This window comes from Reyranella sp., from assembly GCF_044224635.1.
Classification (GTDB): Bacteria; Pseudomonadota; Alphaproteobacteria; order Reyranellales; family Reyranellaceae; genus Reyranella.
The window spans coordinates 15,115-39,513 of sequence record NZ_JBGAKA010000034.1; the positions used below are offsets into that span (position 1 = coordinate 15,115).

Genomic DNA, 24,399 nt, shown 5'->3' on the forward strand with positions numbered 1-24,399 from the left:
TCAGCGGTCGAGCCAGACGTCCTCGAACCGCCAGTGATTGTAGATGGTGTTGATGGCCAGGTTCACGCCTTTGACCTCGGGCCGCCAGCAGGTGGCGCCCCAGTCGTGCTGTATCACGGGACGGGCCCCGTCTTCCTGTAACTTTTTGTCGATCTCCCAGACCAGCTTGCGGCGCGCCTCGCCGTCCGGCATGCGCGACTGCTGCTCGAACAGCTTCTCGACCTCGGGGCTGCAATAGTTGGTGTAGTTGCGCTCCGAGCCGCAGCTGAAGGTCTCGTAGAACACCACGTCGGGGTCGTCGATGCCGACGCCCTGGACGTTCAGCCCGACGGTGAAGTCCTTGCGGCCCATGCGATTGTACCAGACCGCCGTGTCGAGGGGCTCGAGCTCGCCCTGGATGTTCACGTGCTTCAGATGGTCGATCAGGATTACCGCCTGGTCGCGGTAGGTGGCGATGTTGCGGGTCGACACCTTGATCTTGAGCGGCTTGTCGGCGGTGTACCCCAGCTCGGCCATGATCTTGCGACCCTCGGCGCGCGCCTTCTCGTGGTCGGCGCCATAGCCCGCGACCGTGGCGAGGAACTCCGGCGGCATGCCCCAGCGGCCTTCGGGCGGCGGCAGCATGGTGCCGCCGATGCGGTTGTTGCCCTGGCCGATGATATGGGTGAACGAATCGCGGTCGATCGCCAGCACCATGGCCTTGCGGATGCGGGCGTCGTCGAACGGCGGCCTGTCGCGATTGACCAGAAGGTTGGCCTGGGTGTTGGTCGGCAGCAGCTCGCACACCGCCCAGGGCGCCTGGCCCTTGAGGTCCTTGAGCTGCGGGGCGGCGATCTCGGCCGTGAACGTCATGTCGAACTTGCCGGCCGAAAAGGCGAGCAGCGAGGTCGCCCGGTTGGAGATGATCGAGAACTCGATGGCATCGAGATAGGGCCGGCCCGGTTTCCAGTAGTCCGGATTACGCACGACCTTCATCGACTCGTTCTGCTTCAGTTCGGCGAACTTGAAAGGCCCGGTGCCGATCGGCTTGGTGCGCATCTGGGCCGGCGCGACATGGCAGGGATAGACGGGCGAGAAGGCGCCGGCCAGCATGGTCAGGACCGACGGCTGCGGCCGGCCGAGATGGAAGGTGACCTCGCGCTCGCCGTTCACCGTCACCTCCTTGAGGTTGGTCCACCACGATTTGCGCGGGTTCTTGCGCAGCTTGGACTCGGGCGAGATCAGCATGTCCCAGGTGCACTTGACGTCGGCGCTGGTGAATGGCTTGCCGTCGTGCCACTTCACGCCGTCGCGCAGCTTGAAGGTGAGCTTCGTGCCGTCGTCGCTCCACGCCCATTCGGTCGCCAGGTCGGGAACGATCTTGTCCGGCGCGTTCTGCTTCGACTTGGGATCGAAGACGACGAGGTTGTTGTAGACCGACATGAACGGCATGACGGTCGAGATCGTCGCCTCCTCGTGGATCGAGGCGCTGGGCGGGTTGTCGCGATGGGTGATCTTGAGCGTGCCGCCGGCCTTCTGGGCCAGGGCGGGCGCGCTGCCCGCGGCGATGAAAAGCGCCGCCAGGGCGGCAATGCCGTATCGCATCCTGTTTCCTCCATGCTCCCCGGCACACGCTATCATCGGGCCGGCGGCCGGCGTAGGCTGTCGACGCCTGAAACATCAACTGGCGAAAAGGCCGATCAAGTCGCCGCCAGGTCCAGGCTGGACCACGACCAAGGAACGCTTCATCGATCCCGAGACCGGCAGGACGGTCGAGGCGTTCTACAATGCGACATCGGGCGAGCGGCAGTATGTTTCCCCCGACTCGGACCGCCGCTAGGTTGCCAAGATGAAAAAGCGCATTCTCCTGGCCGCGATGGCCCTGACCTGGGTCCTGCCGGCGGCCGCCCAGGACTATCCCAGCAAGCCGATCAAGATCATCGTCCCGTTCGGGCCGGGGACGGCGACGGACACTGTTGCCCGCGTGGTCGGCGCCGCCATCGGCAACCGCACCGGCCAGGCCGTGGTGATCGAGAACAAGCCCGGCGCCGAGGGGCAGATCGGCGCCCAGGCCGCCGCGACCGCGCCGCCCGACGGCTACACGATCTTCATCACCACACAGACGACGCAGGCGATCAATCCCTTCGTCTACAAGAGCCTGACCTACGATCCGGTCAAGAGCTTCGCACCGATCTCCGGCCTCTCCCTCGGCGCGCAGATCGTGATGGTGAAGAACGAGCTGCCGGTGAAGACGATCGGCGAGTTCATCGCGCTCGCCCGCGCGCAGCCCGGCAAGCTGAGCTTCGGCAGCGGCAACGGCTCGAGCCGCGGCGGCGCCGAGCTGTTCCGCATCATGGCCAAGATCGATCTGCTGGGCGTGCCCTACAAGACCCAGCCGCAGGCCATCACCGACCTGATGGGCGGCCGCCTCGACATCATCTTCTCCGACTTCACCACTGGCCTGCCGCCAGTGCTCGATGGCCGGGCGCGGGGGATCGCCGTCACCAGCAAGGAGCGCATCCCGGGCCTCGACCAGTTCCCCACGGTCAACGAGAGCGGCGTACCGAACTTCGAGATGTGGGCCTGGACCGCCGCCTACGCACCGGCCGGCACGCCCCGGCCGATGATCGACAAGCTGAACGCCCTGGTGCGCGAGGCGGTGACCACGGAGGCTTACAAGACCCTCACCAAGACGACCTTCGCCGTGCCGTTCCCCGGCACGCCTGAGGAGCTCGCCGCCTTCCAGGCGAGCGAGAGCAAGAAGTGGGGCGAGATCGTCGCCATCGCCGGCATGAAGGAGCCGTGAAATCCCTCCTCCCCAGCTTCGCTGGGGAGGTGTCCGCGCCTGCCCTGAGCGAAGCCGAAGGGTCATCGCGGACGGAGGGGTCATGGGTCGCGCGCTTCCAGCGTGATCATTGAGCCCGAGGCACCGCCCGCGCCGCCACGATCTGCCAGATTGCGGTGATCAGGACCACTGCCGCCACCGTGAAGAAGGCAGCGCGATAGCTCGCCAGCGCGGCGATGGCGGCGAAGATGGGCGGACCGACGACGGCGCCCGAGAAGGCCAGTGCCGTCTGGACCGAGGCCACCGCCGCGGTTGCGCCCGGCGGAGAGAGATGGGCGAATTCGGCCTGCGAGGTGCCGTTCCAGCTGCTGACGACGGAACCGTAACCGACGACCACCAACGTCATGAGCCAGAAAGGCGTGTCCGCCGCCAGCAGGCCGATCGCCACGCAGCCCGCCGTCATGCCGACGCCGGTCCAGCCGAGAAGCTTCATGCGGGGGAACCGATCGCCCAGCCCTCCGCTCACCAGCCTGACTGCCGTGCCGGCGAATTGCGAGATGGACAACAGAAAGCCGGCGCGCGCGATGCTGAGACCGCAATGCTCGTAGAGATAGGTGACGAGATAGAACGTGAAGGTGTGCTGGGCGACGACGTAGACGAAGGCCGCCACGCCCAGCACGCGCAGCTCGCGATGGATGAACACGAAGCGGATGGACGGCCATATCCCGCCCGAAGGTTTGCCGGCGGCGACATGGGTGTCGAGCTGAGACCGCAGCAGCTCGACAACCACGGCTGCCGTCACTGCCGCCGCAGCGGCGATCAGGCTGGCGCCTTGCCATCCCACGAGGCCCAGGAGCAGCGGAAAGATCAAGCCGGCGAGGGCGAAGCCCAGCGGTGTGCCGGTCTGCTTGATCGAGAACACGATGCCGAACCATTCGCGCGGCACGCGCTGCGCCAGGACGTGGGCTGAGGCCGGGTTGATCGGACCCTGGGCGGCACCAATGAAGAGGACGGCGACCACGGTCGCGGCGACCGCGGAGAGGGCGTTGCAGGCGAGGCCGATCGCCGCCATCAGCAGCGCGAGCTGGCAGATGCGGACAGCGCCCAGCCGAACGATCGGCTCGGCGGTGGCGAGGGCGGTCACGCAGGCAACGCCGTAGATGATCGCGGTGAACAGCCCGACCAGCTTGGGATCGATGGCGAGGTCCTGCGCCACTGCCGGCATCATGACCCCGAGCGCCAGGACACTGATCGAGATCATCACCTGGATGGCCAGCATGGTGGCCACCGGCACGATCGCGCGCTGCATGCCCACTACCGCCAACCGCGCCCACCCCTGTCATCCTGAGCGCAGCGAAGGATCTCATCGCCATGAGCCACAGAGTACACTGGTGGCAATCGTCGATGAGATCCTTCGCTGCGCTCAGGATGACATGAAGGCGTCACGAGATGGATGCGCTACATCCCGAACAAATCGGCCTTGTTCAGCACCGTGTTGCGCAGGATGCGGATCGAGGCGACGTCGACCATGATGCCGTCGACGTTGATGGCGCCCAGGCCCTTTGCCTCGGCCTCGGCGTAGGCCTTCTCGAGCCTGCGCGCCCGCTCGACATCTTCCTTCTTGGGCGAATACACGTCGAGCGCGATGTCGATCTGCGCGGGATGGATCGCCCACTTGCCGACGCAGCCCAGGATCATCGAGCGGCGGCATTCCTCGCGATAGGCGTCGGGGCTGCGAAAGTCGGCGAACGGCCCGTCGACCGGATCGATGCCGGCGGCGCGGCAGGCCATGACCAGGCGGAAGCGGGCATAGTGCCAGATGTCGCCGGGGTAGCCGTCGCTGTCGCCGACGTTCTTGTTGGTGACGCCCATCGAGGCGGAGAAGTCGCCCATGCCGAACACCAGGCATTCGAGGCGCGGCGTGCAGGCGGCGATGGCGTCGACGTTCTGCATGCCCTCGACCTCCTCGATCAGGGCCTCGAGTCCGATGCGGCGCTTGAGCTTCAGCTTCCTCTCGAGCTGGTGCAGCAGCTTGTCGGCGAACAGCACGTCGGCCGGCGTCAGCACCTTGGTCATCATGATGGTGTCGAGATGCTCGCCGGCGCCCTCGACCACCTCGATGATGTCCTCGAAGGCGTACTCGGTGGTGAGATCGTTGATGCGCACGCAGCGGGTCTTCCTGCCCCAGTCGAGCGACTTCAGGCCCTCGACGATCTTCTTGCGCGCCTCGCGCTTCTGGCTCGGCGCGACGGCGTCCTCGAGGTCGAGGAAGACGTGGTCAGCCTTCGACTCGGCCGCCTTCTGGATCATCTTCTCGCTCGATCCCGGCGTGGAAAGCTGGACGCGGCGCGCGCGGCGCGGACGGTCGGTCATCTCGGATCTCCCTCAGGCAATGATTTTCCCGGCCCGCAGCCGCGCAATTTCCGCGCCACCGAGACCGAGGCCGGTGAGATACTCGTCCGTATGCTCCCCCAGCAACGGGGCGCGATGGCGCACGCGGCCGGGCGTCTCGCTCATCTTGATCGCCACGCCGGCCACCTTGGTCTCGTGGTCGAGGCCGGGATGGGGCACCGACACGACCATGTCGCGGGCAGCGAAATGCGGGTTGGCGAAGACGTCGCGCACGTCGTTGACCGGGGCGAACGGCACCTGCCCGCCAAGATGGTCCAGCAGCTGCTGCTTGGTGCGGGCGCGGGTGAAGGCGGACACCGCGTCGATGATCTCTTCCTGGTTGGCGCGGCGGTCCTGGACCGTCGCCAGGCGCGGATCCGTCCCAAGCTCGGGGCGGCCGATCAGGCGGCACAGGATCGGGAAATGCGTGTCGGCATGGGCGGCGATGGTGACGTGACCGTCCTTGGCCGGGAACATGCCGAACGGACAGAGCAGGGGATGATGATTGCCCTCCGGCACCGGCACGCCGCCAGTGTAGGAGTGCTGGTGCACGATGCGCTCGCACAGCGAGAGGATCGCATCGACCATGCCGACATCGACCAGCTGGCCCTTGCCGGTCTTATGGGCGCGCAGGATGGCACTGACGATGCCGACGGCGCACATGGTGGCCGGCATCAGGTCGCCGATGCCGGGGCCGACCTTCATCGGCGTGTCCTTGTCGGGACCGGTGATTGCCATGACGCCGCCGAAGGCCTGCGCCACCACGTCGTAGGCCGGCCAGTCGGTGTAAGGGCTGCGGCCGGTGCGCCAGTCGCCGAAGCCGCGGATGGTGGCGTACACGAGCCTGGGGAAGCGCTCGTGCAGGGCCTCGTAGCCCAGCCCCAGCCGATCCATGACGCCGCCGCGGTAGTTCTCGACGATGGCGTCGGCGCCTTCGCACAGCCGCAGCACCAGCTCGCGTCCTTCGGGCCGCTTGAGGTCGACGGCGACCGACTTCTTGTTGCGGTTGACCGAGGCGAAATAGCCGCCGAACGCCTTCAGCGAATCGTCGGCGTGGTAGGGGCCGACGATGCGTGTGTGGTCGCCGTCGAGCGGCTCGACCTTGATCACCTCCGCCCCCTGGTCGGCCAGCAGCATGGTGCAGAACGGCCCCGCCAGCATCTGCGTCAGGTCGACGATGCGCACCCCGTCGAGCGCGCCGAGGATGGCGGTCATGGATTCGCCCACCTCCCCAGCTTCGCTGGGGAGGTGTCGGCGTCTTCGCCGACGGAGGGGTCATGAGCAGCGGGACTGGGGCCTTTGACCCCTCCGTCTCGGATTACCGAGACACCTCCCCAGCTTCGCTGGGGAGGAGAATGAGAGGCGAATACGTCGACACCTCCCCAGCTTCGCTGGGGAGGAGATCCTGAGCTCACTTTTCCCCCCAATGGCTGCGGCGCTTGATCAGCACCGTGCGTTCGCCTTCGAAGACATGCTTGTCGTCCTGGTTCACGCCGTAGTGCCGAAAGCGCACGATGCCGGCGTCGGGCTGCTTGGCATCCCGGGTCTCCAGCACCTCGCTGTAGCAATAGAGCGTGTCGCCGTGGAACACCGGGGCCTTCAGGCGGATCTTGTCGAGCCCGAGCTCCATCAGGGCGTTCTCGGCGGTGTCCTCGGCGGCAAGCCCGATGCACATCGAGATGGTGACGCCGCCGAATCCCAGCCGCTTGCCCCACGGGCTCGATGACATCAGGTGCTCGTTGAAGTGGCCCTCGGCGGTGTTCATGGTCACGTTGGTGATCCACACCTGCTCGAGCGGCTCGACCGTCTTGCCGCGGGCATGCTTCAGGACGTCGCCGACGGTGAAGTCCTCGAAGTAGTTGTGGCTGCCGGTCAGGGCGGAGACCTTCATCAGTTCCTCCCGCGGCCCAGCAGCCGATCGGAGATGATGCGCTTCTGGATCTCCGAGGTGCCCTCGAAGATCTTGGTCAGGCGGGCATCGCGCCAATGGCGCTCGACGGCATGAAGGGTGGTGTAGCCGGCGCCGCCGTGGATCTGGATGCCCTCGCTGCACACCCGCTCGGCCATCTCCGAGGCGAACAGCTTCACCATCGACGCTTCCTTGTCGCAGCGCTGGCCGGTGTCGATCTGCTCGCAGACGAAGTAGTTGAGCTGGCGCGCCGCCTCGATCTGGGTCGCCATCTCGGCGATCTTGAAGCGGATGGCCTGGAAGTCCGAGATCGCGTGGCCGAACTGGCGGCGGTCGTTGGCGTAGGCGATCGAATCGTCCAAGGCACCCTGCGCGAGGCCGATGGCGCGCGCGGCCGTATGGGCGCGCGCCGTCTCGAGGCCGGAGGTGGCGTAGTAGAAGGCGTGGCCTTCCTCGCCGATCATGTCGGAGGCTTCGACGCGGAAATTGTCGAATGCCAGCTCGTAGGTCTTCCAGCCGAAATAGCCGATCTTGGGAATCGGTGCGCCGCTGCAGCCCTTGGGCAGCTCGCCGCGCTTCTTCTCGACGAAGAACATCGACAGGCCCATATGACGTTTGCCGGCCGGCGCATCCGAGGTCCGAGCGATGATGATCAGGAAGTCGGCGCCGTCGGCGAAGGTGCACCAGTACTTGTTGCCGCTGATCAGGTAGCCTGTGCCGTCCTTGCGGGCGCGGCAGGAGATATTGGCGATGTCGGAGCCGGCATTGGGCTCCGACATCGAGAAGGCGCCCAGGAACTCGCCCTTGGCCATGCGCGGCAGATAGCGCGCCCGCTGTTCCTCGCTCATCATCTGCGCGCCGATCAGCAGGTTGCCGCGCGCGATCAGCGAGGCGACGCTCATCCAGCCGCGCGACAGCTCCTCGGTGACCAGGCAGTACTCGAAGCAGCCGAGGCCGAGGCCACCGTACTTCTCCGGGATGAGGATGCCGAAATAGCCCAGCTCGGCCATCTTGTCGCGCAGCGACATCGGGATGTCGCCCTTCTCGGGGTCGAGCTTGTTGGCGACCGGCAGCACTTCGTTGAGGGTGAATTCGCGCGCCTGCTCCTGGATCATGCGGCGCTCTTCGGTGATGTACGGCATTTTATTGATTCCTGAGACGCACGAGGTTGGTGCGCTTGAAGTCGATGACGAGCTCGTCGCGCTGGTTGAGACCCTTGCTGTGCCAGGTGACGATGCCGAACCCCTTGTGGGAATCGGAGACGCGGCGGTCGAGCACCTCGGACTCGGCGCTGAGCGAATCGCCGGGATAGACGGGCTGGTGAAAGCTGAGCTCGTTGACGCCGAGGAACGGCCCGCCGCCTTCGCTCAGATCCTCGACCGTGAGCCCGAACACCGTGGTGAAGACCAGCATGGGATTGACGACGATGCCGGGATGGCCGTGCGCGCGGGCATAGGCGGCGTTGTAGTAGTGCGGGTTGAAATGCAGGGTGAGGGTGGAGAAGAGAGTGCTCTCCGACTCGGTGATGGTGCGCCCCCAATGGTGGCGGAACACCCGCCCGACCTCGAAATCCTCGTACCGGTTGCCCTTCGGCACCAGCCGTGCCCGCGTTCTGAAATCTTCCGTCATTCTGTCTCCTAAAGTCTGCCTCCCCAGCTTCGCTGGGGAGGTGTCGCCGTCTCACGGCGACGGAGGGGTCATGAGCCTCAGTCGCGCTGCTCATGACCCCTCCGTCTCGGATTACCGAGACACCTCCCCAGCGAAGCTGGGGAGGAAAGCCGCTAACCCTTCGCCGAAGCGCGCGCGAGGTCGCCGACGTCGGCCAGCGTGTCGATGCGCTCGATGGCGTCGTACAGGCGCCTTGAGCCCCCCGCGCCCAGCACCGGCACGACCAGGCTGTCGTACTTGGTCTCGATCGCCTTGCGCTGCTTGGCGAGGTCCGCCCACGGGATGCCGGAATCGTGCGACGCCTCGAGCGTCGTGCCGTCGTCGAGCTGGATCGCCATCTCGGCCAGCGAGTGCTCCCAGTTGGGCTTGAACTCGATTGCCATCTTCTCGCGCAGCGCCTGGATGCGCGGCTCCTGCGTGACCGCCTCGTTGTACGAGTCGAGATTGGCCGTATCGACGCCGGTCAGCGCCATTGCCACGGTCTGGCGCAGCGAGAACTTGGCCTCCAGCCCACTGGTCGGATGGGGAATGTTGCACACCCGGTCGGCGCCGGCATCGATGCGCAGCAGGATCTTCTTCACGCGCTCCGGCGGGAAGTTGCTCTTGAGCCGGATCTCCTTGGCGCACTCGATCGGCGCATGCGTCAAGTAGCAGGCGGCGTGATACTTGAAGAGGTTGTTGCGCAGGTGCCAGCCCTGCGGTGCTTCGCCCAGCGCCTGGTCGGTGTTCAGATGGTCGCTCTGCGAGGAGGCGAACCCCTGGTCGCATTCGAGCACGTCGCTGCGCGCGGTGAAACCCTTGGCGGCGAGGCGGGCGGCGCGCAGGCCGTGCTCGGAGGCGGTGCCGGCATGCAAAGGCTTGCACATCGTGCCGAAATTCGACTTCAGGCCGGCCGCCTGCGTGGCGGCGATCCCGAAGGCCACGGCAAGCTGCCGGTCGCTGAGGCCGAGCATGCGACCGGCGGCGGCCGCGGCGGCAAACGAGCCGACCGTGCCGGTGACGTGAAAGCCTTTCTGGTAGTGGCTCGGCGAGACCAGCCGGCCGACCCGGCCTGAGGTCTCGTAGCCTGCCACGAAGCTCTCGATGAACAGGCGGCCCGAGGCGCCTGTCTGCTCGCCCAACGCCAGCAAGGCGGGAACCACCGTCACTGTCGGATGCCCGCCCATCGAGAAGTTGACGTCGTCGTAGTCGAGCGCATGGCTGGCCGCGCCGTTGATCAGCGTGGCGGCCGACGGCAGCACTCTCTCGCTGCGCCCGACCAGTGTCGCCGGCCCCTTGGCACCGTCCTCGAGCGCCTCGCGCACCAGGATGTCGGTGAGCTCTTCCTGCGCGCCGGCGACCGTGACGGCGAACCAGTCGAGCAGGCACTGCTTGGTGCGCTCGACCAGATCGTCGGGCAGGTCGTTCCAGGCGAGAATCGCGGCGCGTCGGGCGATTTCGGACGTGACGGCAACGTTGGCCATGGGCGACTCCTTGGCAGGGGATCTTGTCCCGGGTGGTCAGGGAAGTTTCCGACGAGAGCCCGCGTATTGTCTACTGCCGCGGCGTGTCCTCGCGCTTTCGCGCTACGATATGGAAGATGTGCCAGTGCTTGGCGTTGCCACGCGGCGTGACGCCATCGGCTTCCTCTTCCTCGAACATCTCGAGGTCGAAGCCGTCGAGCAGGGCGAGCGCCTCGTCGCGGCTCACGAACGTCATGCCCGGGCGGCCCGACCAGCTGTCGCGCGGCCCGTACCATTGGCCGCTGAACCGGCCGTCGACCGGCAGGGCCTCGCGGATGCGCTGCCAGAGCCGGCGAAAGGCATCGGGCTCGCAAAGCGGCATGGCGAAGCTTGAGTTGACCAGCTTGACGCCGAGCGGCAGCGGCACGTCCTCGAAGCGGGCCACGATCGGGGTGAGGTCGCAGCCGGCCGGGAAGGTACGCGTCTGAAGGCGCTTCAACGCCTCGGGCTCGGCATCGACGGCGATGACTCGCCAGCCTCGACGCAGCATCTCGACCACGTCGCGTCCATCGCCGCATCCAAGGTCGATGACGACGGAGTCGCCAGACGCCGGCCCGAGACGGTCGAGGGCGGTGAGCAGGGTGCGGCGCGGCGGACGGTCGCGCAGCTTGTCGTAATACGCCGCCCATCCGGCCGATCGATCTTCCGTCATGCGCTCCCTTGCACGGCGCGCAAGCTTGTCGCGCGCCAAGTCGTATGGTCGTATCCTCGCCAACAATAATAAGATCGTGCTCAGGGAGGAACCGATGAAGATGCTGGCACGCTTTTGCGTCGTCTTTCTGCTTGCCTTCGCGCCGGCGGCGCGGGCCGACATCAAGGCCATCGAGGCGGCCGCCAAGAAGGAAGGGGAGCTGACCTGGTACGTCGCCCACTACACATCCGAGGGCGCCGAGGAGCTCGGAGCGGAGTTCACCAAGCTTTACGGGGTGAAGGTCAACGTGGTCCGGACGACAGCACAGGTTGCCTATCAGCGTCTGCTGCAGGACCTCAAGAACAACCAGACGGTTTGTGACGTCTTCTCGTCGACCGACGTGGGGCACTATGTCCGGCTCAAGGCCGAGGGCAAGTTCGACAGGTACACACCGGAATCGGCCGCCAAGATCCTGCCGGCGTTCCAGAATTTCGATCCGGACGGCTACTACCACACGACCTCGGCAGGCCTGGTCACGCTCACCTACAACACGGCGAAGGTGAAGGCCGAAGACGCACCCAAGAAGTGGGAGGACCTGCTCGACATCAAGTGGAAGGGCAAGGTGTCGACCGGCCATCCGGGCTTCTCGGGCTATGTCGGCACGTGGGTCCTGATGATGAAGAAGCTTTATGGCTGGGACTATTTCGACAAGCTGGAGAAGAACCGGCCGCAGATCGGCCGCTCGATCAACGACACGGTGACGGCGCTGAACGCTGGCGAGCGGCAGGTCGCCGCTGGCGCCGACGGGTCGACCCTGTTCAGCGCCGCGCGCGGCAATCCGCTGGCGGTCTCCTATCCGAGCGACGGCGCTGTCCTGATCATCGCGCCGTCGGCCATCATGAAGGGCACCAAGCATCCCAACGCGGCCCGGCTTTTCATGGAGTACCTGGGCTCGGTCGAGGCGGCGAAGATCAACGCCAAGCATTTCGCCATCCCCTTGCGTCCGGAGGTCGCGCCGCCGCCCGGCGCCAAGCCGATCAGCGAGGTCAAGACGATCCGGCCCAGCGTCGCCGAGATCGACAAGGGTATCCCTGAAGTGATCGAGCAATGGCGCGACACGTTCGGGAATTGAGTCATCACCCTCCCCAGCTTCGCTGGGGAGGTGCCCCGGTAACCCGGGGCGGAGGGGTCATGAGCCATGATCGATGAGGCTCATGACCCCTCCGTCGCCGCAGGGCGGCGACACCTCCCCAGCAGAGCTGGGGAGGAGGGAAAGACATGACCGTCGCCGCCCTGCCAGCCGCAGCGGCCCGCCCGCCGCGCGTCTCGTTCGACGCGACGTGGCTGCTGTGGGCCGCGATCATCGCCGTGCTGCTGTTCCTGGTGGTGAGCCCGTTCATCTATTTGGTGATCACCAGCTTCACTGCCGAGCGCACCGGCGGCTTCACCTTGGCCAACTACGCCGCAGCCTATGGCCGGGCCCGCTATATCGATGCGCTGCTGAACTCGCTGAAGCTCGGCGGCACGGCGGCCCTGCTGGCGGGCGTTTTCGCGGTGCCGTTGGCCTGGGCGGTGGCGCGCACCGACATGCCGTGCCGCGGGCTCACCCGCCTGCTGGTGCTGGCGACATTCATCACGCCGCCTTACACCGGGGCGGTGGCGTGGATCCTGCTGGCCGGTCCCAATGCCGGCTGGCTCAACCGGTTCTTCACGCTGGTGACCGGCGCCGAGGCCGGTCCCTTCAACATCTACAGCTTCCCCGGCCTGGCGATCGTCATCGCGCTCTATTCGTTTCCCTACGTCTTCATCTTCACCACCGCAGCCCTCGAGCTGGTGTCGTCGGAGATGGAGGATGCCGCCAACATCCTGGGGGCGGGACCGTGGCGCACCATGTGGCGGGTCACCCTGCCGCTCGCCCTGCCGGCGATCCTGGGCGGGCTGATCATCTGCTTCCTCGAGGCCATCGCGCTGTTCGGCTCGCCGGCGATGATCGCCATACCGGCGCGCTTCAATGTCGTCACGACGCAGCTTTTCCAGTTCTTCGGCAATCCGGTGCGGGTCGAGGTCGCGGCGGCCTACGCCATGCCGCTGCTCGGCGTCACCATCCTGCTGATCCTGATCCAGCAGCTGATGACGCGGCGGAAAGGGTTCGTGGCCCTGACCGGCAAGGGCGGCGAGCGCCGCCCGATCCTGCTCGGCAAGGGACGCTGGGCGATGTTCGGCTATGCCATGTTCGTGGCCAGCCTGGCGGTGTTCCTGCCCTATCTGTTCCTCCTCCAGGCGGCCTTCGCCAAGGCGTGGGGCCGCGGCTTCGGCCTCGACAACCTGTCCCTGCGCAACTTCCACTTCGTGCTGTTCGAGCATGCGACCGCCGCCAAGTCGGTGATCAACAGCTTCCTCTATGCCGGCGCCAGCGCCACGGCCGCGGTGATCTTGACGCTCTGCGTGGCCTACATCGTCGTCCGCCGCCTTGTGCCGTTCGGCGGGCTGCTGGGTTTTCTCTGCGTGGCGCCGTTCGTCATCCCCGGCGTCGTGCTGGCGATCGGCTTCTATGCCGCCTACGCGCCGCCGCCGCTCGCGCTCTACGGCACGGCGCTGATCCTGATCCTGGCCTTCACCACCCGCTTCCTGCCGATCGGCTACGTCAATGCCAGCGCCGCCCTGCGCAGCCTCAACCCCGAGATGGAGGAGGCGGTGCGGGTCCTGGGCGGCAGCCGCCTGACGGCGCTGCGCCGCGTCGTCGCGCCGCTGCTCAAGCGCAGCCTGCTCGGCGCCTGGCTGTTGATCTTCATCCCGGCGACGCGTGAACTGTCGGCCGCGATCTTTCTCTACGGCCCGAACACCAAGGTGGCGTCCGTCATGATTTTCGACATGAGCGAGGAGGGCAATCTTGAATACCTCGCCGCGCTCGCCCTGATCCTGCAGGTGCTGACCCTGCCGCTGCTGTGGATCGGCCAGAAGGCGCTGGGCCGCGATTTCATGCTGAGGCGAAACGCGACATGAGCAAGCTGGCGCTGCGCAACGTCGCTCGGCTCTACGGCACGGTCGAGGCCGTGGCCGATTTCTCGCTCGAGCTCGCCCCGGGAGAGTTCGTCTCGCTGCTCGGCCCGTCGGGCTGCGGCAAGACCACCACGCTGCGCATGATCGCCGGTTTCGTGCCGCCGTCGGCCGGCACGATCGAGATGGAGGGCCAGCAGATCTCCTCGCCGTCGAGCGTCGTGCCGCCGGAGAAGCGGCGCATGTCGATGATCTTCCAGAGCTATGCCATCTGGCCGAACATGACGGTGGGCGAGAATGTCGGCTTCGGCCTGCAGGTGCGCAAGCTGTCGCGCGCCGAGATCGACCGTAGGGTCGACGCCATCCTCGACGTGGTCCAGATGCGCAACCTCAAGGGGCGCTACCCGGCCGAGCTGTCGGGCGGCCAGCAGCAGCGTGTGGCGCTGGCGCGCGCCATCGTCGTCGAGCCCGAGGTGCTGCTGCTCGACGAGCCGCTCAGCAACCTCGACGCCAATTTGCGCGAGGAGATGCGTTTCGAGATCCGCCGCCTGCACGATGCCTTCAAGATCACCACGGTGTACGTGACGCACGACCAGTCGGAGGCCATGGTGACGTCGGACCGCATCGTGGTCATGAACAAGGGGCGGATCGAGCAGATCGACGCGCCGCACAAGCTCTATGCAAGGCCGAAGAGCCGCTTCGTGGCGGGCTTCATCGGCCGCACCAATTTCCTCGAGGGGACGAAGCAGGGCAGCGACGTGCGCTTCGACGGTTTCTCCGCCGCGGCGAGCCGCCTGGAAGGCGCCGACGCCGCGGGCGGCCTGCTCTATTCGCTGCGTCCGCAGGCGATCGGCCTGTCGAGCCAGAAGCCCAACGCCAGCAGCGTCGCGGTGGAATCGGAAATCGCCGGCCGGTCCTATCTCGGCGAATATTGGGACTACCAGGTGCGGCCGCTTGCCGGCGCCAGGCCGGTGAGGGTCTCGACCGGCCCGAACGTCGTCTTCGAGATCGGCAGCCGCGTCTGGCTGGAGATCGATCCCGCGGCCATGGTGAGGGTGGAATAGGACTGCGCCCATTTCTTGTCATCCTGAGCGCAGCGAAGGATCTCATCGCCAGAAGTCCAAAGTACACCTGTGGCAAACGGCGATGAAATCCTTCGCTGCGCTCAGGATGACAGGACCTTTGCGCGCGCGTGGCGCGCCACGGTGAGCTTCCGGCTGGTGACTTTCGACGGCGTACAGGCGCCGAAGTCCAAATCGCAGAGCGGCCTTGTGCCCGGCGTCTGGCTGGACGTCCCGCGGTCATGGTACGGATAGGTCCTGTCGCCCAACATCAGAGAGCAGCCATGACCGCCGGACCGCTTTCCCGCTTCACCGTCCTCGATCTGACGCGGGTGCGTGCCGGTCCGACCGCGGTGCGCTACCTCGCCGACTGGGGCGCCAACTGCATCAAGGTCGAGATGCCGCCCGGCGCCGGCGACATGGACATGGGCGGGCCGCGCCACGGGCCGGACTTCCAGAACCTGCATCGCAACAAGAAGTCGATCACGCTCAACCTCAAGGAGCCGGACGGCAAGGCCGTCTTCATGAAGCTGGTCGAGAAGGCCGACGTGGTGGTCGAGAACTATCGCGCCGACGTGAAGTTCCGGCTCGGCATCGACTACGAGAGCCTGAAGAAGGTGAACCCGCGCATCGTCCTGGGCTCGATCTCGGGCTTCGGCCAGGACGGGCCCTATGCCGAGCGAGCCGGCTTCGACCAGATCGCCCAGGGCATGGGCGGCCTGATGTGGGTCACCGGCATGGAGGGGCAGGGACCGGTGCGCGCCGGCATCGCCGTCGCCGACGTCGGCGCGGGGCTGCACTGCGCCATCGGCATCCTGATCGCGCTGCTGGAGCGCGAGACCTCGGGCCAGGGCCAGTGGGTGTCGAGCTCGCTGCTGCAGGCCATGATCTCGATGTGCGACTTCCAGGCGGCGCGCTGGACCATCGCCAAGGACGTGCCCGGCCAGGCCGGCAACAACCATCCGACGTCGATCCCGACCGGCGTCTTCAAGACCCGGGACGGCTATATCAACATCGCGGCGTCCGGCGGCCACATCTACAAGCGCTTCTGCGAATGCATCGAGGCGCCCGAGCTGCTGACCGACGCCAGGTTCTCGACCGACAAGGCGCGCCGCACCAATCGCGACCTGCTCAACGCCGAGATCGACAAGCGGGTCGGCGCCTACGGCAGCGCCGAGCTGGTCGAGAAGCTCAACAAGGCCGGCGTGCCGGCCGGCCCGATCTACAGGATGGATGAGATGTTCGCCGACCCGCAGGTCAAGCACCTGCAGATGGCCCATCCCGTGAACTCGCCCAAGCTCGGCGCCATCGAGCTGATCGGCCAGGCGATCAACATGAGCCGCACGCCGTTCGAGATGCGCTGGGCGACGCCGGAGCAGGGCGAGCACACCGAAGCCGTGCTGAAGGAGGCCGGCTACGACGCCGCCGCCATCGCGAGCTTCAAGCAACGCGGCGTGATTTGATCAGATTGCTCCCCAGCGAAGCTGGGGAGGTGTCGCCGTCTTACGGCGGCGGAGGGGTCATGAGTGACAGTCGCGATGCTCATGACCCCTCCGTCCGCGCAGACGCGGACACCTCCCCAGCGAAGCTGGGGAGGGGAGGAAAATGGAGGAACCCGTCATGATCAGTCCAACCCCCAGCATGATTGCCGAGAAGCATGGGCCGGTCGGCAAGCTCATCTTCAACAAGCCGGCCAAGCACAACGCCACCTCGACCGACATGTGGGAGGCGATCCCGGTTATCCTCGATGATTTCGAGAAGGACCCGGCGATCCGCGTCGTCGTCGTCACCGGGGCGGGCGACAAGGCCTTCGTCTCGGGCGCCGACATCTCCGAGTTCGAGAAGGCGCGCTCGACTCCCGAGCAGGTCGCCTACTACGACAAGATCGGCGAGGTCGCCAACGCGCGCCTCACCAAGTGCTCGAAGCCCACCATCGCCCGCATCCGCGGCTACTGCATCGGCGGCGGCCTGGCGGTGTCGCTGACCTGCGACCTCCGCATCGCCTCGGACAAGTCTAGGTTCGGCGTGCCGGCCGCCCGGCTCGGGCTCGGCTATCGCGCCGCCGGCCTCAAGAACCTGATGGACCTGATCGGCCCGGCCTATGCCAAGGAGATCTTCTTCACGGCCCGCCATTTCAGCGCCGAGGAGGCGCACGGCATGGGGCTGCTCAATCGCGTGGTGCCCGACGCCGAGCTCGACGCCTATGTCGACAATTACTGCAAGCTGATCGGCGAGAACGCGCCGCTCACCATGCACGCGGCCAAGCGCACCCTGGAGGAGCTGACTCGACTCGACGGCAAACCCGATTTCAGTCGCACGAGCGCCTTGGTCCAGGAATGCTTCGCCTCCGAGGACTACATCGAGGGCCGGCGCGCCTTCATGGAAAAGCGCCGGCCGCAGTTCAAGGGACGGTGATTCGACGCGAGTAAAGGTCCCTCGCTTACGGCGCTTGCGAAGCAAGCGCCGTAAGCGAGGGACCTTTACTCGGCGCTTGATCCAGAATTGATGCGTCCAGAAGGGTTAGTCCTGCGACTGACGCTTCAATCTGTTAAGGTGCATCGCGACCAAAGGGAGGCCGCCATGCCTGTGCTCAACCGCGAACAGATCGACGCCTTCTGGCGCGACGGCTACCTCATGGTCGAGGACGCCGTGACTCCCGCCCAGCTCGTGGCGCTGCGGGCCGAGATCGAGTCCTGGGTCGAGCAGAGCCGGACGCATTCCCAGCCGTTCGGTCCGCCGACCATCGATGGTCGCCCGCGCTTCGACATGGGGTCCGAGCACAGCGCCGAGAAGCCGGCGTTGCGGCGCATCAACAACCCGTCGGACATTTCCGACGCCTATCGCGAGGTCATGCTCGATGCGCGGACGGTCGACATGGTGGCCGACCTGATCGGGCCGGACGTCAAGTTCCACCATTGCAAGATCAACCTGAAACTGTCGGGAGCCCGGACCGAGGTCGCCTATCATCAGGACTTCGCTTATACGCCGCACACCAATTCCGACATCGTGACGGCGCTCCTGTTCCTCGACGACATCGACGAGAGCAACGGCTGCCTCACCGTGGTGCCGGGCTCGCACAAGGGGCCGATGCTGTCGCTGTTCGATGGCGAGCGCTTCACCGGCGGGGTGGCAGCTGATGCCGAGAAGCAGGCGCTGGCCCAGTCGGTGCCGTGCGTGGGCAAGGCGGGCAGCGTCTGCCTGATGCACACCAAGCTCCTGCACGGCTCGGCGGCCAACGGCGCGGACAAGGCGCGCGGCCTCTATATTTGCGTCTACACCGCCGCCGACGCCGTGCCGATCGCACGCAACCCGATGCCGAGCCCGAACGAGGGGCGCATCGTGCGCGGCAAGGAGGCCCGGTTCGCCCGCCTGACCGAAGGGATGGTCGAGCTTCCCAGGCAGCCGAAATCGGCTTCGTTCTTCACCGTGCTGGGGCAGGAGTCCAAGCAGGCGGCCGAGTGAGCCACCCATTCCCGGCGATCGCCGAGGCGGAGGCATGCGGCGAGACGGCCGCGCTGTTTGCCGACATCCGGGCGACGGTGGGCGTGCGGGTGGTCAACCTGGTGTGGCGCCATCTGGCGACGATGGACGGCGCCTTGCCGTGGGCGTGGGCTGCCGTGAAGCCGCTCTACCAGCAGGGCATGGTCGACCAGGCGGTGGTCGGGTTCCGGCAGACCATGATCGTGCCTGTCCTGGTGACGCTGGCCGGCGACGAGCCGGCCAGCGTCGACGCCGTGCTGGCAAGCTACGACCATTCGAACACGGTGAACCTGTTCTCGCTGGGCGCGCTGGCTGCATGGCTGCGCGGCGAGGGAGCGACGCAAGCTTCGCCGCAGTCGGGCCCGCGTCTTTCGGTGCCCAACTTCTCCCTACCGCCGCTCGCCTCGGAAAGCGACGTCGCGCCCGAAACCTGGCAACGGGTGCTGCGCCTCAATCGCTTCGGGGACGCCGAGCGCCCGCTGATCCTCGCGAGCATGTATCGCCACCTGGCCCACGCGCCTGCCTTTCTCGCCCGCCTCGAGCCCGTGCTGGCGGCCGTGCAGGCTGACGGCTCTCTCGATCGCGCCATCTCGACGAATCGCGACGCCGCCCATCGATCCTCGCGCATCCTGGCGCGTGCCATCGTTGCCGAACAGCCGCCTCTCGCCGCTGACATCGAGGGTTCGGTTTCCGCTTTCGTCACCCACGCCATTGGCAAGATGGTCACGATCTGTCGCGCCATCCGGGTCGCGAGGGGAAGCGCTGCGGCCTGACGTTCCCACCCTTCTCGTCATCCTGAGCGCAGCGAAGGATCTCATCGCCGGAAGTTTCAGAGTACACCGCCCCTCGCGGCGATGAGGTCCTTCACTTCGTTCAGGACGACAGAAGGCGGAGTGGAAGGACCTTATCTTGCTGCTGCTTCAGCAAGACAAGGTCCCTCGACTGCGCCGCCAATGGCGCTGTAACATCTCCTGAGGCCCCATTCCGGGGCTCCCTCAGCCTCGACGCGCCGACGGTCTCAATCTGACCGCTTGCAGTGCGTGATGAGCGCGATCAATGTGTGTGCAGCGGCGCTCGGAGGTCTTGCGCCCGCAGACCAAGGCGGCTTCGCCGGGCAAACCTGGCTTCGGTAACTGCCTGTGCGGCTCGCGCCGCATTTTTGGAGGCTGGAATCCAGATGGCGAATCCCAATTTCGATACCTTCAAGCGGGCCGGCACCGTTGCCGACCAGGCGTCGTTCGATGCAGGCCTGCGCGCCCACATGGTGCGGGTCTACAACTACATGGCGTCGGGCCTGGCGCTGTCGGGCATCGTGGCCTTTGGCCTGTTCAGCTCGGTCGAGCTCGCGAGCCTGTTCTTCGAGATTCAGGCGGGCACCGTCGTCGGGCTGAACCTGCTGGGCTGGGTCGCGATCTTCGCGCCGCTTGGCTTGCTGCTCCTGACCTCCGTCCGGGCCGCCACGATGAGCGTCGGTGCGGTGCAGGCGGTCTACTGGGCGGTCACCGCCCTGATGGGCGTCAGCCTGTCGCTGCTGCTCTTCCGCTACACCGGTGCGTCGGTCGCGCGGACGTTCTTCGTCACCGCCGCCGCCTTCGGGGGGCTCAGCCTTTATGGCTACACCACCAAGCGCGACCTGTCGGCGTTCGGCAAGTTCCTGTTCATGGGCTTGATCGGCCTCATCCTCGCCAGCCTGCTCAACATGTTCTGGCCGTCGGGCCCGATGAGCTTCATCATCTCGGTTGCGGGCGTGCTGATCTTCTCGGGCCTGATCGCCTACGACACCCAGAAGATCAAGCAGCAGTACGCCGAGGCTTGGGGCAGCGAGGTCGCGGAGAAGGTGGCGATCTTCGGCGCGCTCAGCCTCTACCTCGACTTCGTCAACCTGTTCCAGTTCCTGATGATGTTCCTGGGGCAGCGTCGATAGGGCGGAGGTCGCGGCAACGCTGGCTTGCGCCGTGTCCGGTGACGGTGTCGGGCCGAAAGAGCGCTGCAGGTTGCCGCTTTCTCACATTGGAGCATTCGCGAGATGCTTCTGATTCCGACGTTGGAATCGGAAGCAACTTGACTGCAGCCTTTCCCCTTCGGCCCGCCTGCGCGGCCGAAGCCGCTACGGCGCGGCGAAGGCCCGTACGACGGGCACCTCCCGCGATTGCGGGGAAGGATTGGAGAGGTGTCGTTCCACAGAGGCGAAGCTGAGGAGAAGAGTAGGAAATCATATGCGCATGCCCTGCCGGTGGTAGGCTGTCGCACACGCCGCCGAGACGCCTCGCGAGCAGGGCCGGCGCTGGGAGTGGAGGATCCGGGATGGCGGCGGACCGAATCCTGAAGACGATGGTCGGCTTGATACTGGTCATCCTGCTGTCGGTTGCCGGCCAGCAGGCGAGCAGCGTGCTTGCGCCGCTGGCTCTCGCGCTCTTCATCATCGCGATGGGCCACCGGCCTGTCGTTCGCGGCCGAATGGGGGATCATTGCTTTTGTGCTGAACTACATCCCGTTCCTGGGGCCGTTCATCGCAACGCTTTTTCCGACCCTGCTTGCGATCGTCCACTTCGATACCTGGCAGTCGGCGTTGGGCGTCTTCGTCTGCCTGAATGTCATCCAGTTCGTGATCGGCAGCTACGTCGAGCCACGGGTTGCCGGCAATCTGCTGTCGATCTCACCCACGGTCGTGCAGTTCGCGATCTTCTTCTGGACATTCCTGTGGGGTCTCTTCGGCACCTTCATCGGCGTGCCGATGACCATCGCCATCCTGACCATCTGCGGCGCGCATCCCTCCGCCCGTTGGGTCGCCGATCTGCTCGGCCGTCCGCCCGAGGAGGCCATCAAGCAAGAGGCTTGACGGTCTCGGCCTCGTTCCCGGCACCGGTGATGTCCACGCGTTGGGGCGCCAGCAGCCGGATCCGTCCGGTCGGATCGGCTGCCAGCGTGTGGATGTAGAAGTGCGACGGCTCGTCGTCCCTGACGCCCATGATGGGCGACGGCGCCGAGATGATCCGCAGGTCGCCGCAGGCACCGATCCAGTCGAGATGGCGATGGCCATGCATGACGACGGCGCGGCCTGCGAATGGCATCAGCTTGCGCACGAACCAGCTCGCGTTGATGACGGCGGTTCCCACTCGTTCCGAGAAGGCCGAGACCGGCATGGGGTATTCCATCAGGTGATGGTGCAGGGCAATGACCCACACGGCTTTGGGAAACTGCGCCATCGCCGAGGTCAGGCGCCGGACTTGGTCGGCAGGTATGAGGCCGAGGGCGTTGGTGAAGGAGAAGTGCGTCTCGGCACTCGAGTTGAGAAGCGCAACACCGAGTCCATCCCCCGAGTCCGGGGGCAGGATCATCGGAAACTGCTCGCCCCAGACGCGTCGCAATCGTGCCGATATCCTCAATGAACCGGAGTGGGCAAACTCCGCGATCTCCCGGCGATGCGCTTCCAGGGCGTCGCCGAGCGTGCGCTCGGTTGCGCCAGTCTGCGGGTCGACGATGCGCGTGCGCTCGCCCTGCACCGCCGCGATCACGGAAAGGGTACGGATCTGCCGAAGCCGCTTTCCCGGGCTGAACGGCAGGCAGAGCTTCGCCGGATTCGCACGATCGACGATGTTGATATCGTGATTGCCAGGAAGGATGGCCATTCGTTCGGCAAGACGGGGGTGGCGCGCGGCGATGTCGAGCAGCTCGGCCCACTCCGTCGAGCGACCGGCGTCGGTCACATCGCCGCTGACGAGGACGAGATCCAACGGCTGGGCAAGGTGCATGGCGTCGAGGCGGGCCAGAACGCGTTCCAGGCGATCGTTGCCGCGCGGCCCGCTGCGACCGCTCTCGATCCGGAAGCCGAAGCGCTCGCCGACCACGTGAACATCGGAGAGATGCGCGATCCGCCAGGTTCGGCTCCCCGGGGCAGGCGTGTCGAAGGTGCGGAGGTCTTGCGGCTGATCCATGCTCGCATCGGCGAAACCCCAGACGAGGGAAGCGATCGCCATGTAGGCAGAGACGATCACGACGGCATTGGCGAGCGTCGGCACGATCAGCGCTTGCGGCGCCAGGATGTCCGCCAGCGTCCCCATCCACTTGGCGAGCGGCCAGGCGAGGAGCGCGACCAGGACCCCAAGCAGGCACATCAGGATGCCGGCTCCTGCCGAGCTCGCGGCGCGCAATCGCGCGAAGTCGGTTCGGCGCCCGAGGGCGCGCTCGGCCAGATGGCGCAATGCTTCTCGGCACAGCGCATACCCTGGCTGGACGGCCAGCGCGTTGAGCGACCAGAAGCTTTCCTCGACGATCCGCAGGAGAGGGCGCCAGCCGGCCCAGGCGATCACGACGCCAGCCAGCAGGATGATCAGCGCACCAGGGGCAGACAGCTCGACGAGGCTTCCGGAAGCCTTCTTGAACCACGCCGTCGCCAGGAGAGGGGCCGCTCCGAGCAGGATGGCCGGCAGCAGGATCAGCAACGTCCACGCGACCACGAGCTTGGGCAGGCTGATCTCGGCGATCAGGCTTCCGGCGATCGACAGCAGCGACCGCTGAAGGGTGGCCGAGCTGTCATCCTCGACATCCCCGTCGCGCGGATCGACGAGAGGCGCCGCACCGGCAGACGCCTTGCGCGCAGGCGCTCGATCGAATTCTGGTCCGACCATCATCTATGGCACCGCGGTTGAATGGCCTTGGAGGCTGGCATGCGCAGCCAGGTCAACGCTTCTTGTCCCACCCAAAGGGTGCGGCGCAAGGCAAGGTTTCCCCATGACTCCGATCGTCGTCCCGGTTCCAGGTGTGTTTGCCTACGAGCAGTTCGGCTTCACCAACCGCGTCCGTCATGGCGATGTTCCGCACCTGTCCCGGGGATGATGCCGAGCCAGTCCCGACCGCAACCTCGCCAACCGACCGCAAAACCGGTCGGTCGGACCGCAAGAGGATCATTTTGCGTTCGGGGTTTAACCCATTGAATCATAATGATCTTTTGCAATTTACGATCACGCCGAACGCACCGGACGCAAGAATGCGGCCTCATTCTTTTTGGTGCGTCGAGTCTCGCCGTCCGTCGGGATGCCCGACCGCCGAACGCCGCTACTCGGCGGCGCGCTTGTGTCCGGCCTCGCGGCGGGTCAGCCACTCGTGCAGGGCGTCTTCCATCGGCATGAAGACGGCGCCACCTTCCATCAGCTTCTGGATCAGGCGCTCGAGCATCATCATGCGATGGCCGCGGCCGACCACGTGGGGATGGAAGGTGTAGGTGAGGATGCCGAAGTCGGGCGCCACCCGGGTCATGTAAATGAAATCGTCGACGAAGTTCTCGAGCACGTTGGTGGCGTTCATCAGCCCGGCCTGGATCGAGCCGTTCGGGTTGCGCATGTACTCGAAGTGCGGGTAGTCGTCGAGCGACCAGCTGATCGGCATCTCGACCAGGCGTGTCTCGCGGCCGCGCACGAAAGGCTTCATCAGCTCGGCCACGTCGCCCTGGCGGGCGAAGTAGCAATCGTAGTCGTGGCCCATCATCGAGCTGTCGTACTGGATGCCGTGCTTCAGCAGGAGCTCGATCGAGTTGGGCGACAGGTCCCAGGCCGGCGAGCGGTAGCCGCGCGCGGTCCGCCCGCTGATGCGTTTGATCGACTCGTTGCCGCGCACGATCTCCTCTTCCTCCTCCTCGCGCGACATGGTCACCGGCAGCCGGTGGGTCCAGCCATGGTGGGCGAGCTCGTGGCCGCCCTCGACGTAGGGCATCACCGCCTCGGGCGTGCTGTCGATCGTATGACCGGGCGTGAAGAAAGTGGCCTTGATGCGGTAGCGCTCGAGCAGCGCCATCAGCCGCGGGATGACCACGACGTCGTATTCGCCACGCGATATGGCGGTCGGCGTCGTCAGTCCGCGTGCAATCAGGCCGGACAGATGATCGTGGTCGAAAGTCAGGCAAACGATATGACGTGGCATGTGAAAGCTCCCGGCGACGGCAGCCCGAGTGTAGGCCAGATTTGTTGCGTTCGCCCACCGGAGCCTGCATGATGTTCGCA

The 24,399-nt window shown here is 66.1% G+C and carries 21 protein-coding genes; 10 read left to right on the plus strand and 11 right to left on the minus strand.

The genetic code is table 11. The features are described from left to right. A complete protein-coding gene (locus ACILR9_RS25300; protein ID WP_395712745.1) occupies nucleotides 1–1,584 on the minus strand; it encodes an ABC transporter substrate-binding protein in 1,584 nt (527 codons plus the stop codon). A gap of 244 nt (nucleotides 1,585–1,828) precedes the next feature. On the opposite strand from ACILR9_RS25300, the gene ACILR9_RS25305 reads away from it, so the two are divergent. Then, nucleotides 1,829–2,785 (plus strand): Bug family tripartite tricarboxylate transporter substrate binding protein, encoded by a 957-nt coding sequence (locus ACILR9_RS25305; protein WP_395712746.1) that lies wholly within the window; start codon nucleotides 1,829–1,831, stop codon nucleotides 2,783–2,785. 106 nt (nucleotides 2,786–2,891) lie between these two features. On the opposite strand, the gene ACILR9_RS25310 is transcribed toward ACILR9_RS25305, so the two are convergent. From ACILR9_RS25310 to ACILR9_RS25345, 8 genes are all read right to left on the minus strand, one after another. Continuing rightward, on the minus strand, nucleotides 2,892–4,073 hold the full coding sequence (locus ACILR9_RS25310) for an MFS transporter (protein ID WP_395712747.1): 1,182 nt from the start codon (nucleotides 4,071–4,073) through the stop codon (nucleotides 2,892–2,894). Nucleotides 4,074–4,222: 149 nt separating this feature from the next. Further along, nucleotides 4,223–5,137 (minus strand): HpcH/HpaI aldolase/citrate lyase family protein, encoded by a 915-nt coding sequence (locus ACILR9_RS25315; RefSeq protein WP_395712748.1) that lies wholly within the window; start codon nucleotides 5,135–5,137, stop codon nucleotides 4,223–4,225. Between the two features lie 12 nt (nucleotides 5,138–5,149). Further along, on the minus strand, nucleotides 5,150–6,370 hold the full coding sequence (locus tag ACILR9_RS25320) for a CaiB/BaiF CoA transferase family protein (RefSeq protein WP_395712749.1): 1,221 nt from the start codon (nucleotides 6,368–6,370) through the stop codon (nucleotides 5,150–5,152). A 196-nt stretch (nucleotides 6,371–6,566) separates the two neighbouring features. Next, complete coding sequence (locus tag ACILR9_RS25325) at nucleotides 6,567–7,046, minus strand: MaoC family dehydratase (protein ID WP_395712750.1); 480 nt, start codon at nucleotides 7,044–7,046, stop codon at nucleotides 6,567–6,569. Then, nucleotides 7,046–8,206 (minus strand): acyl-CoA dehydrogenase family protein, encoded by a 1,161-nt coding sequence (locus ACILR9_RS25330; RefSeq protein WP_395712751.1) that lies wholly within the window; start codon nucleotides 8,204–8,206, stop codon nucleotides 7,046–7,048. The genes ACILR9_RS25325 and ACILR9_RS25330 overlap by 1 nt, the downstream gene beginning before the upstream one ends. A 1-nt stretch (nucleotide 8,207) precedes the next feature. Next, nucleotides 8,208–8,693, minus strand: a complete 486-nt coding sequence (locus ACILR9_RS25335) for a MaoC family dehydratase (protein ID WP_395712752.1) — start codon at nucleotides 8,691–8,693, stop codon at nucleotides 8,208–8,210. Nucleotides 8,694–8,845: 152 nt separating this feature from the next. Next, complete coding sequence (locus ACILR9_RS25340; RefSeq protein ID WP_395712753.1) at nucleotides 8,846–10,195, minus strand: MmgE/PrpD family protein; 1,350 nt, start codon at nucleotides 10,193–10,195, stop codon at nucleotides 8,846–8,848. A 70-nt stretch (nucleotides 10,196–10,265) separates the two neighbouring features. Continuing rightward, nucleotides 10,266–10,886 (minus strand): class I SAM-dependent methyltransferase, encoded by a 621-nt coding sequence (locus tag ACILR9_RS25345; RefSeq protein ID WP_395712754.1) that lies wholly within the window; start codon nucleotides 10,884–10,886, stop codon nucleotides 10,266–10,268. Nucleotides 10,887–10,980: 94 nt separating this feature from the next. On the opposite strand from ACILR9_RS25345, the gene ACILR9_RS25350 reads away from it, so the two are divergent. The 9 genes from ACILR9_RS25350 to ACILR9_RS25390 all read left to right on the plus strand — a co-directional run bounded on the left by ACILR9_RS25350 (nucleotide 10,981) and on the right by ACILR9_RS25390 (nucleotide 21,242). Then, on the plus strand, nucleotides 10,981–11,997 hold the full coding sequence (locus ACILR9_RS25350; RefSeq protein ID WP_395712755.1) for an ABC transporter substrate-binding protein: 1,017 nt from the start codon (nucleotides 10,981–10,983) through the stop codon (nucleotides 11,995–11,997). A gap of 146 nt (nucleotides 11,998–12,143) precedes the next feature. After that, nucleotides 12,144–13,868 (plus strand): ABC transporter permease, encoded by a 1,725-nt coding sequence (locus ACILR9_RS25355; RefSeq protein ID WP_395712756.1) that lies wholly within the window; start codon nucleotides 12,144–12,146, stop codon nucleotides 13,866–13,868. After that, nucleotides 13,865–14,926, plus strand: a complete 1,062-nt coding sequence (locus ACILR9_RS25360) for an ABC transporter ATP-binding protein (protein WP_395712757.1) — start codon at nucleotides 13,865–13,867, stop codon at nucleotides 14,924–14,926. The genes ACILR9_RS25355 and ACILR9_RS25360 overlap by 4 nt, the downstream gene beginning before the upstream one ends. Before the next feature lie 281 nt (nucleotides 14,927–15,207). Beyond that, nucleotides 15,208–16,386, plus strand: coding sequence for a CaiB/BaiF CoA transferase family protein (locus ACILR9_RS25365; RefSeq protein ID WP_395712758.1), 1,179 nt, complete (start codon nucleotides 15,208–15,210; stop codon nucleotides 16,384–16,386). A 157-nt stretch (nucleotides 16,387–16,543) separates the two neighbouring features. Then, entirely contained in the window at nucleotides 16,544–17,338 is a 795-nt protein-coding gene (locus ACILR9_RS25370) for an enoyl-CoA hydratase (RefSeq protein ID WP_395712759.1), read from the plus strand. A 165-nt stretch (nucleotides 17,339–17,503) separates the two neighbouring features. After that, a complete protein-coding gene (locus ACILR9_RS25375) occupies nucleotides 17,504–18,385 on the plus strand; it encodes a phytanoyl-CoA dioxygenase family protein (RefSeq protein ID WP_395712760.1) in 882 nt (293 codons plus the stop codon). Beyond that, nucleotides 18,382–19,176, plus strand: a complete 795-nt coding sequence (locus tag ACILR9_RS25380; RefSeq protein ID WP_395712761.1) for a hypothetical protein — start codon at nucleotides 18,382–18,384, stop codon at nucleotides 19,174–19,176. The genes ACILR9_RS25375 and ACILR9_RS25380 overlap by 4 nt, the downstream gene beginning before the upstream one ends. Nucleotides 19,177–19,580: 404 nt before the next feature. After that, nucleotides 19,581–20,327 carry a Bax inhibitor-1/YccA family protein gene (locus tag ACILR9_RS25385; RefSeq protein WP_395712762.1) on the plus strand — a complete coding sequence of 249 codons (747 nt, stop codon included), beginning with the start codon at nucleotides 19,581–19,583 and terminating at the stop codon, nucleotides 20,325–20,327. A gap of 468 nt (nucleotides 20,328–20,795) precedes the next feature. Further along, nucleotides 20,796–21,242 (plus strand): AI-2E family transporter, encoded by a 447-nt coding sequence (locus ACILR9_RS25390; protein ID WP_395712763.1) that lies wholly within the window; start codon nucleotides 20,796–20,798, stop codon nucleotides 21,240–21,242. Here the strand turns inward: ACILR9_RS25390 and ACILR9_RS25395 are convergent. Both ACILR9_RS25395 and ACILR9_RS25400 read right to left on the minus strand, forming a co-directional pair. Further along, nucleotides 21,226–23,034: a metallophosphoesterase family protein gene (locus tag ACILR9_RS25395; protein WP_395712764.1), complete on the minus strand. Its 1,809-nt coding sequence runs from the start codon at nucleotides 23,032–23,034 to the stop codon at nucleotides 21,226–21,228. The two genes, ACILR9_RS25390 and ACILR9_RS25395, sit on opposite strands and share 17 nt — an antisense overlap. A 424-nt stretch (nucleotides 23,035–23,458) precedes the next feature. Continuing rightward, on the minus strand, nucleotides 23,459–24,319 hold the full coding sequence (locus ACILR9_RS25400; protein ID WP_395712765.1) for a polysaccharide deacetylase: 861 nt from the start codon (nucleotides 24,317–24,319) through the stop codon (nucleotides 23,459–23,461). Between the last annotated feature and the right edge of the window lie 80 nt (nucleotides 24,320–24,399).

Bases quoted from the DNA above. Each gene is read 5' to 3' on its own strand.
- ACILR9_RS25315 (WP_395712748.1), bottom strand. From the start codon at position 5,137: ATGACCGACCGTCCGCGCCGCGCGCGCCGCGTCCAGCTTTCCACGCCG.
- ACILR9_RS25325 (WP_395712750.1), bottom strand. From the start codon at position 7,046: ATGAAGGTCTCCGCCCTGACCGGCAGCCACAACTACTTCGAGGACTTC.
- ACILR9_RS25375 (WP_395712760.1), top strand. From the start codon at position 17,504: ATGCCTGTGCTCAACCGCGAACAGATCGACGCCTTCTGGCGCGACGGC.
- ACILR9_RS25360 (WP_395712757.1), top strand. From the start codon at position 13,865: ATGAGCAAGCTGGCGCTGCGCAACGTCGCTCGGCTCTACGGCACGGTC.
- ACILR9_RS25340 (WP_395712753.1), bottom strand. From the start codon at position 10,195: ATGGCCAACGTTGCCGTCACGTCCGAAATCGCCCGACGCGCCGCGATT.
- ACILR9_RS25335 (WP_395712752.1), bottom strand. From the start codon at position 8,693: ATGACGGAAGATTTCAGAACGCGGGCACGGCTGGTGCCGAAGGGCAAC.
- ACILR9_RS25310 (WP_395712747.1), bottom strand. From the start codon at position 4,073: ATGCAGCGCGCGATCGTGCCGGTGGCCACCATGCTGGCCATCCAGGTG.
- ACILR9_RS25330 (WP_395712751.1), bottom strand. From the start codon at position 8,206: ATGCCGTACATCACCGAAGAGCGCCGCATGATCCAGGAGCAGGCGCGC.
- ACILR9_RS25355 (WP_395712756.1), top strand. From the start codon at position 12,144: ATGACCGTCGCCGCCCTGCCAGCCGCAGCGGCCCGCCCGCCGCGCGTC.
- ACILR9_RS25400 (WP_395712765.1), bottom strand. From the start codon at position 24,319: ATGCCACGTCATATCGTTTGCCTGACTTTCGACCACGATCATCTGTCC.
- ACILR9_RS25385 (WP_395712762.1), top strand. From the start codon at position 19,581: ATGGCGAATCCCAATTTCGATACCTTCAAGCGGGCCGGCACCGTTGCC.
- ACILR9_RS25300 (WP_395712745.1), bottom strand. From the start codon at position 1,584: ATGCGATACGGCATTGCCGCCCTGGCGGCGCTTTTCATCGCCGCGGGC.
- ACILR9_RS25345 (WP_395712754.1), bottom strand. From the start codon at position 10,886: ATGACGGAAGATCGATCGGCCGGATGGGCGGCGTATTACGACAAGCTG.
- ACILR9_RS25350 (WP_395712755.1), top strand. From the start codon at position 10,981: ATGAAGATGCTGGCACGCTTTTGCGTCGTCTTTCTGCTTGCCTTCGCG.
- ACILR9_RS25370 (WP_395712759.1), top strand. From the start codon at position 16,544: ATGATCAGTCCAACCCCCAGCATGATTGCCGAGAAGCATGGGCCGGTC.
- ACILR9_RS25305 (WP_395712746.1), top strand. From the start codon at position 1,829: ATGAAAAAGCGCATTCTCCTGGCCGCGATGGCCCTGACCTGGGTCCTG.
- ACILR9_RS25320 (WP_395712749.1), bottom strand. From the start codon at position 6,370: ATGACCGCCATCCTCGGCGCGCTCGACGGGGTGCGCATCGTCGACCTG.
- ACILR9_RS25365 (WP_395712758.1), top strand. From the start codon at position 15,208: ATGACCGCCGGACCGCTTTCCCGCTTCACCGTCCTCGATCTGACGCGG.
- ACILR9_RS25395 (WP_395712764.1), bottom strand. From the start codon at position 23,034: ATGATGGTCGGACCAGAATTCGATCGAGCGCCTGCGCGCAAGGCGTCT.